The organism is Parasphingorhabdus sp. (assembly GCF_049667325.1).
In the GTDB taxonomy this organism is placed as follows: domain Bacteria; phylum Pseudomonadota; class Alphaproteobacteria; order Sphingomonadales; family Sphingomonadaceae; genus Parasphingorhabdus.
This window is the reverse complement of record NZ_JBATHY010000029.1, coordinates 1-5,351: the sequence shown is the minus strand read 5'-3', so window position 1 is coordinate 5,351 and position 5,351 is coordinate 1. Positions and strand designations below refer to the sequence as shown.

At 53.8% G+C, this 5,351-nt stretch carries 7 protein-coding genes and 1 pseudogene; 4 read left to right on the top strand and 4 right to left on the bottom strand.

Going from position 1 to position 5,351, the window contains the following annotated elements; translation table 11 throughout:
• The 3 genes from WBM93_RS01300 to WBM93_RS01290 all read left to right on the top strand — a co-directional run.
• Nucleotides 1-243 (top strand): GFA family protein (locus tag WBM93_RS01300; RefSeq protein WP_424427373.1); only part of this gene is annotated, 243 nt, incomplete at its 5' end.
• Entirely contained in the window at nt 240-851 is a 612-nt protein-coding gene (locus tag WBM93_RS01295; protein WP_424427371.1) for a hypothetical protein, read from the top strand. The genes WBM93_RS01300 and WBM93_RS01295, both read left to right, overlap by 4 nt.
• 31 nt (nt 852-882) lie before the next feature.
• Entirely contained in the window at nt 883-1,788 is a 906-nt protein-coding gene (locus WBM93_RS01290; protein WP_424427369.1) for an alpha/beta hydrolase, read from the top strand.
• Between the two features lie 20 nt (nt 1,789-1,808).
• Here the strand turns inward: WBM93_RS01290 and WBM93_RS01285 are convergent, their stop codons facing one another.
• From WBM93_RS01285 to WBM93_RS01275, 3 genes are read right to left on the bottom strand one after another with little or no spacing between them, the layout of a single operon-like run.
• Nucleotides 1,809-2,633: an SDR family NAD(P)-dependent oxidoreductase gene (locus WBM93_RS01285; protein ID WP_424427368.1), complete on the bottom strand. Its 825-nt coding sequence runs from the start codon at nt 2,631-2,633 to the stop codon at nt 1,809-1,811.
• Complete coding sequence (locus WBM93_RS01280; protein WP_424427366.1) at nt 2,630-3,022, bottom strand: hypothetical protein; 393 nt, start codon at nt 3,020-3,022, stop codon at nt 2,630-2,632. The genes WBM93_RS01285 and WBM93_RS01280 overlap by 4 nt, the downstream gene beginning before the upstream one ends.
• Before the next feature lie 15 nt (nt 3,023-3,037).
• On the bottom strand, nt 3,038-3,355 hold the full coding sequence (locus WBM93_RS01275) for a DUF3297 family protein (RefSeq protein ID WP_424427364.1): 318 nt from the start codon (nt 3,353-3,355) through the stop codon (nt 3,038-3,040).
• Between the two features lie 339 nt (nt 3,356-3,694).
• On the opposite strand from WBM93_RS01275, the gene WBM93_RS01270 reads away from it, so the two are divergent.
• Nucleotides 3,695-4,531 carry an outer membrane protein gene (locus WBM93_RS01270; protein ID WP_424427362.1) on the top strand — a complete coding sequence of 279 codons (837 nt, stop codon included), beginning with the start codon at nt 3,695-3,697 and terminating at the stop codon, nt 4,529-4,531.
• A gap of 50 nt (nt 4,532-4,581) precedes the next feature.
• Here the strand turns inward: WBM93_RS01270 and WBM93_RS01265 are convergent.
• A pseudogene (locus WBM93_RS01265) lies at nt 4,582-5,351 on the bottom strand (translational GTPase TypA); the annotation flags it as partial.

Below are 5,351 nucleotides of genomic sequence, written 5' to 3'. Positions count from 1 at the left end.
GATCTCACCATCTATGAAGATCATGCCGAAAGCGGCAATGTTGTTCTCCGCAATTTTTGCGGCACCTGCGGCTCGCCGGTGAAGACCACTCTCCCGACCCAGCCGGGCATGACTTATATCAAGGCAGGAACACTGGATGATACCAGCAAGCTGCACCCGCAAATCCATTTCTGGACCAGCAGCAAGCAGTCGTGGGTCGAAATTGATCCCGATGTCCCGCAAATGGAACGCAATCCGGGGTGACCTTCTTTTCCAACAGAACCAAGTGCCCGCTTTTTGTGCTGCTGGCCTTGGCACTTCCCGGGTGCATGAATGGACCGGATTTGGAACCAGCCATCGGACCCGCGCCTCGACCCGAGATAGGCTCGGTGGAGCAAACCCGGTCTAGCGCGACAATCATCCTTCTGGCAACCGGCGTGCGATTCGAGCGCGATGAAACCGTCAAGCGGATCGAATTTGGAAGCACGCGACAGCAGGTCATAGCGGAACTCATCATTGACGGCGGTCAATTTAACTTGGCAAAAAACGATGAGTGCGGTGCGGGACCAATGGTCTTTTTGGACATTGCGGCTCATGATTTAATTTTACATTTTCAAGACAATAGATTTGTCGGATGGTTTCTCGATGGCTCTGTTACGAAACTCAAGACCGAAGATGGAATTGGTATCGGATCGCGGCGCCGGGAATTGGAATTAGCGCCGCCGTTCGAGATCCAAAAGAATAGCACGCTTGGTATCGAGTTTTTCGCTTCACGCCCTGATGATGGCTTCATTGGAGGTTTTCTTTCGGACGAAAGCGAGAATGCGGTGGTCGAAAGCCTCTATTCGGGAACAACCTGTTTTTTCCGCTGACCCAACCAAGGGCCAGCTTCAGGGAGACAATATGATCAGTTTAAGAGCGCGGTTGCTGTTTTTCCTAGTCCGGATCTCGGGGTTGAAGAACTATCTGCTCAGACCGGGGCGGGATGAGAAGTTTGTCGCCCGTAATCATGCGCGCGGTCCGGCCTCTCCCGTTCGCTGGTTGCGCAAGCATTGCGATATCGAGAAAACGGAGATCGAGGGTCAGCCGTTATACAGGCTTAAGCCGAGAGGAAATAGCTCTCCGCTGCACATTTTCTATCTGCATGGCGGCGGTTATGCGTTCAATATCGTTTCGCTTCACTGGTATTTCATCAAAAAATTGATCCGCAAAACCGGGGCAAGTGTTACCGTCCCCATCTATCCGCTGTCCCCGGTTAGCAAATGGGATAGCAGCTATGCGATGGTGATGCAGGCATTCGAACAGGCCGTCGCCCGTCATGGCGCGGACAATATCGTGGTGATGGGGGACAGCGCAGGTGGCGGTTTCTCGCTCGGCTTGGCCCAGATGCTGCGCAACCAGGCTAAGGCTTTGCCCTGCAAACTGGTGTTGCTGAGTCCCTATCTTGACCAGACTGCCGCGGATCCTATGCAGGTGGAACTGGAAAAGACCGACGTTTTGATTTCGGTCGAGGGTATCCGCCGCCTCGGTTCATGGTGGATGCGCGAAGGCGAGGATCCGGCAATGTTCCCGGCCAGCCCGCTTTTCGAATCGGTTGATAGATTACCGCCGATGCTGGTTTTTGCGGGAAGCGATGAGGTGCTTCTTTCCGACTCCTTGCGATTGAAGAAAAAAGGCGACGAAATTGGCGCCCGGATCGACCTTAAAATCTATGACCGGATGCAGCATGTCTGGATGCTGCTTCCTATTCCGGAAGCCAAAAGGGCATTGAACGAAATAGTCGAATTCCTGCTCGCTCCGAAAGCTTAGCTCCGGTATTACAACAGCCCTCAGTCGTCATCTCCAGCTTCATATTTTCCGGCGATTTGTGCGCCCATCGCGCCTGTCATGGCGAAGCATTGCTCGGGATCGCTCTGGCGCAATTTGGCGATCATCAGTTCCGTCCCCTCGGCGATGATCAATTCAGGCACTTTATTGGAAACGGCGTCGAGGATTTGTCGCGCACATTCGGCTGGCTCCATGCCGTTGTCGATCACCGCATCCGACTTGCCCCGACTCTCGCCTTCCTTGTTCAGGGCGTTGCGCGATACATTGGTGCGGATTGAACCGGGCAATATGTTTGTGACATGGACGTTGTGCAGTTTTTCGGTCTCGGCGCGCAAGGCATCCATATAGCCGATCAGACCATGTTTGGCAGCGCAATAAGCGGTGCGCAGCGGGACGCCGACGCGGCCGGCCACAGAGCTGATCCCGACAATATGCCCGCCCCCGGCCGCGATCATGTGGGGCAGTAAAAGCTGCGTCAGCCAGATCGGGGCGAGCAGATCGACATTGATGATCTTGTGATGGACATCGGGATGGGTGTCGAGCGCCAGACTGCGCTGGCTGATCCCCGCATTGTTGACGAGGATGTCAACCTTGCCCTTCCAACTTTGTGCTGCGTCGACTTTTGTAGGCAAGGAGTCATAATCTGTTGTTTCAAAAGGCAGAATCAATGTGTCGGTTTTGATGCCCGCGGCTACTTGTTCGAGAGCTTCCGTCCGGCGGCCGGACAGAATGATCTGCGCGCCGGCAGCGGCAAAGGAAGTCGCCAGAGCTTCACCAATTCCGGAGGATGCCCCGGTGATCCAGACTATCTTATTGGCAAATGTCATAACGTCATTCCCTGTTCTATCGCTTTGGATTTCTTCCAGCCGACATAGCATAAAGCCAGCATGATGACATTGCCCACCGCGTCTAGCAGCCCCATGTTGGTGAAGACAGGATCGTGGAAGGTGAAATAATAGTTGAACGCGAAAAATGGGAGCAGTGCGATTCCGTAGACTAGAAAGGTCAACGACGTGAAGCGAGAGAAAGCCGCGAACAGTCCTGACAATAGAGCCTGAGCGCCAAAGCAGGCAATTGCGAACGGCAACAGGCGCCCGCCTTCGCGATATTCTGCGAGGAACACCATATCAATCACATGTTGTGGGAAGAAGGTCGCCCAACCGCCGAGTATGAAGAACACCAGCGCAATGAAAAACTGAATGCGCTTCGGTGTCATCGGCTATTCCTGTGGTTAGGCGCTTTTGCTCAACTTCGGTGCATCATCACCGAGATCTTCGAACCAGGCCTCGACTTCGCCGTTGAGCTTGATCAGCAAGGGATTGCCCTTGCGATCCATCGTCTTGCCGACCTGGACTTTTACCCAGCCTTCGGAAACCGAATATTCCTCAATATTATGTTTGCGGGTACCGCGAAAATTGATGCCGATGCCCCGCTCCAGCAATTCACCGCCAAAATGAGGGCTTCGCGGGTTGATGGCGAGATGGTCGGGCGGGGTATCCTCGCCGGATGCCGCGCTATTGGCCTGCTCGGATTTATTGTCTTCGGTCATCGATACAAACTCCTGATGGTTTGAAGCGCATTGCCAGAAACAACCGGATAATCAAGCCCTCGCTGTGCCATGAATAGTAAAACAGGAAGCTGAACACGTCTTCGACACCCCCGATGCATTTGCTTTGTATATTGAAAAGACCGTTCCTGCCTCAGCAACCGCGCGTATCCCGGAAGATAGTACGTCCTCATGAAAGAGGATCGAAGTCCTCCGCCCTGCGACCCTTGTTCCCCAGCCAAAATGTCACACTCGCGCACTTTTCACCATGCGATGGAACCATATCGATCACCATGCGCTTCAAAGGTCTCTTAATTGTTAGAGTAAAAAGAGGAGTTTACTATGTCCCCCACAAAATACGCGCTTACCGCGACCACAATCCTGATCGCGACCATTTCCATTCCCGCCCAGGCGCAGGAGGTGGATAACACCGAGTTCGACGGTTTTTATGTCGGAGGATCATTCGGTTTGGGTGCGCAAACCAATGACCAGTACGAAGGCGTTATATTCGATACCGACCGCAACGGCACTTTTGACAATAATGTTCGAACGGTTTCTGGCGCAAATGCATTCTCGCCAGGATTCTGCAATGGAGCCGCAACAGGCAATGTGCGCAGTGCTGGCTGCCAGAATGACAAAGACGATTTGGATTATTACGTCCGTGCCGGAGCCGACAAGCAATATGGTGATCTTGTAATTGGTTTCATGGTCGATGCAGGCCGCAGTGAATCCACGGATAGTGTGACGGCATTTAGCACAACGCCAGCATCTTACACGTTCACCCGCCAGCTAGATTATGCCATCGGTGCGCGCGGACGCGTAGGCTATACTCCGGGCGGCGTGCTGTTTTACGCGACCAGCGGTATTTCCTACGCCAAAATCGACAACAGCTTCACCACCACAAATGGCGCCAACAGTTTTACCGATAACGGAAAAACCGAAAGCTTCGGTTGGACTGGCGGGGTCGGTGCGGAGGCCAAAGTGACAAATAATATCACCATGGGCCTCGAGTATCTGTTCACCCGTTATACCGACGATGATTATGTCGTTAACGTTGGGCCAGGGACCGCAGGAGCTACCAACCCGTTTCTGCTGGTGTCCGGCGGCACGGACATGAGAAGAAGCGATCCGGACTTCGATCTGCATAGCATCCGGCTCACCGCGGCATTTCGCTTCTAGTCAATGGATCGAGCACATGAAAAAGGCGGCCCCGACAGCCGCCTTTTTTTTTAAGCCGCCGCTGCCTGGCGTGACGCTTTCTTGCGATCGTTCGGATCGAGATAGCGTTTGCGCAAGCGGATGTTCTTGGGTGTGACTTCAACCAGTTCATCATTATCGATGTAGGCGATTGCCTGTTCCAGCGTCATTACCTTTGGCGTAGTCAGGCGAATGGCATCTTCTTTTCCGGAAACGCGGAAGTTGGTCAGAGCCTTAGATTTCATCGGATTGACATCAAGATCGCCGGGCTTCGCATTTTCGCCGATGATCATGCCTTCGTAAACCGGCGTTTGTGCGCCGATGAACAGAACACCGCGTTCTTCGAGCATGTTCAATGCATAAGCAGCGGTGTTGCCGGTGCCATTGGAAACCAGCACGCCAACCGGACGGCCTTCGATAACGCCTTTATATTCGCCATATTTTTCGAACAGACGGTTCATCAGACCGGTTCCACGCGTGTCGGACAGAAACTCGCCATGATAGCCGATCAGTCCGCGAGAAGGCGCGGAGAAGGTCAGGCGGGTCTTGCCCGCGCCAGAGGGCCGCTGTTCGGTCAATTCCGCTTTACGGCGCTGCATTTTGGAAACGACCGTGCTGGCATATTCGTCATCGACGTCGATAACTACTGTTTCATATGGTTCCTGACGCTTGCCATTTTCTTCGCGGTAAAGAACGCGCGGACGGGAAATGCCGAGTTCGAAACCTTCGCGGCGCATCGTTTCGATGAGTACGCCGAGTTGCAATTCGCCGCGGCCTGCGACTTCAAAGCTGTCGCGGTCGT

What these genes read in the sequence shown, in the direction of transcription:
- WBM93_RS01290 (WP_424427369.1), top strand. Translation starts at nt 883, where the DNA reads ATGATCAGTTTAAGAGCGCGGTTGCTGTTTTTCCTAGTCCGGATCTCG.
- WBM93_RS01285 (WP_424427368.1), bottom strand. Translation starts at nt 2,633, where the DNA reads ATGACATTTGCCAATAAGATAGTCTGGATCACCGGGGCATCCTCCGGA.
- WBM93_RS01280 (WP_424427366.1), bottom strand. Translation starts at nt 3,022, where the DNA reads ATGACACCGAAGCGCATTCAGTTTTTCATTGCGCTGGTGTTCTTCATA.
- WBM93_RS01275 (WP_424427364.1), bottom strand. Translation starts at nt 3,355, where the DNA reads ATGACCGAAGACAATAAATCCGAGCAGGCCAATAGCGCGGCATCCGGC.
- WBM93_RS01270 (WP_424427362.1), top strand. Translation starts at nt 3,695, where the DNA reads ATGTCCCCCACAAAATACGCGCTTACCGCGACCACAATCCTGATCGCG.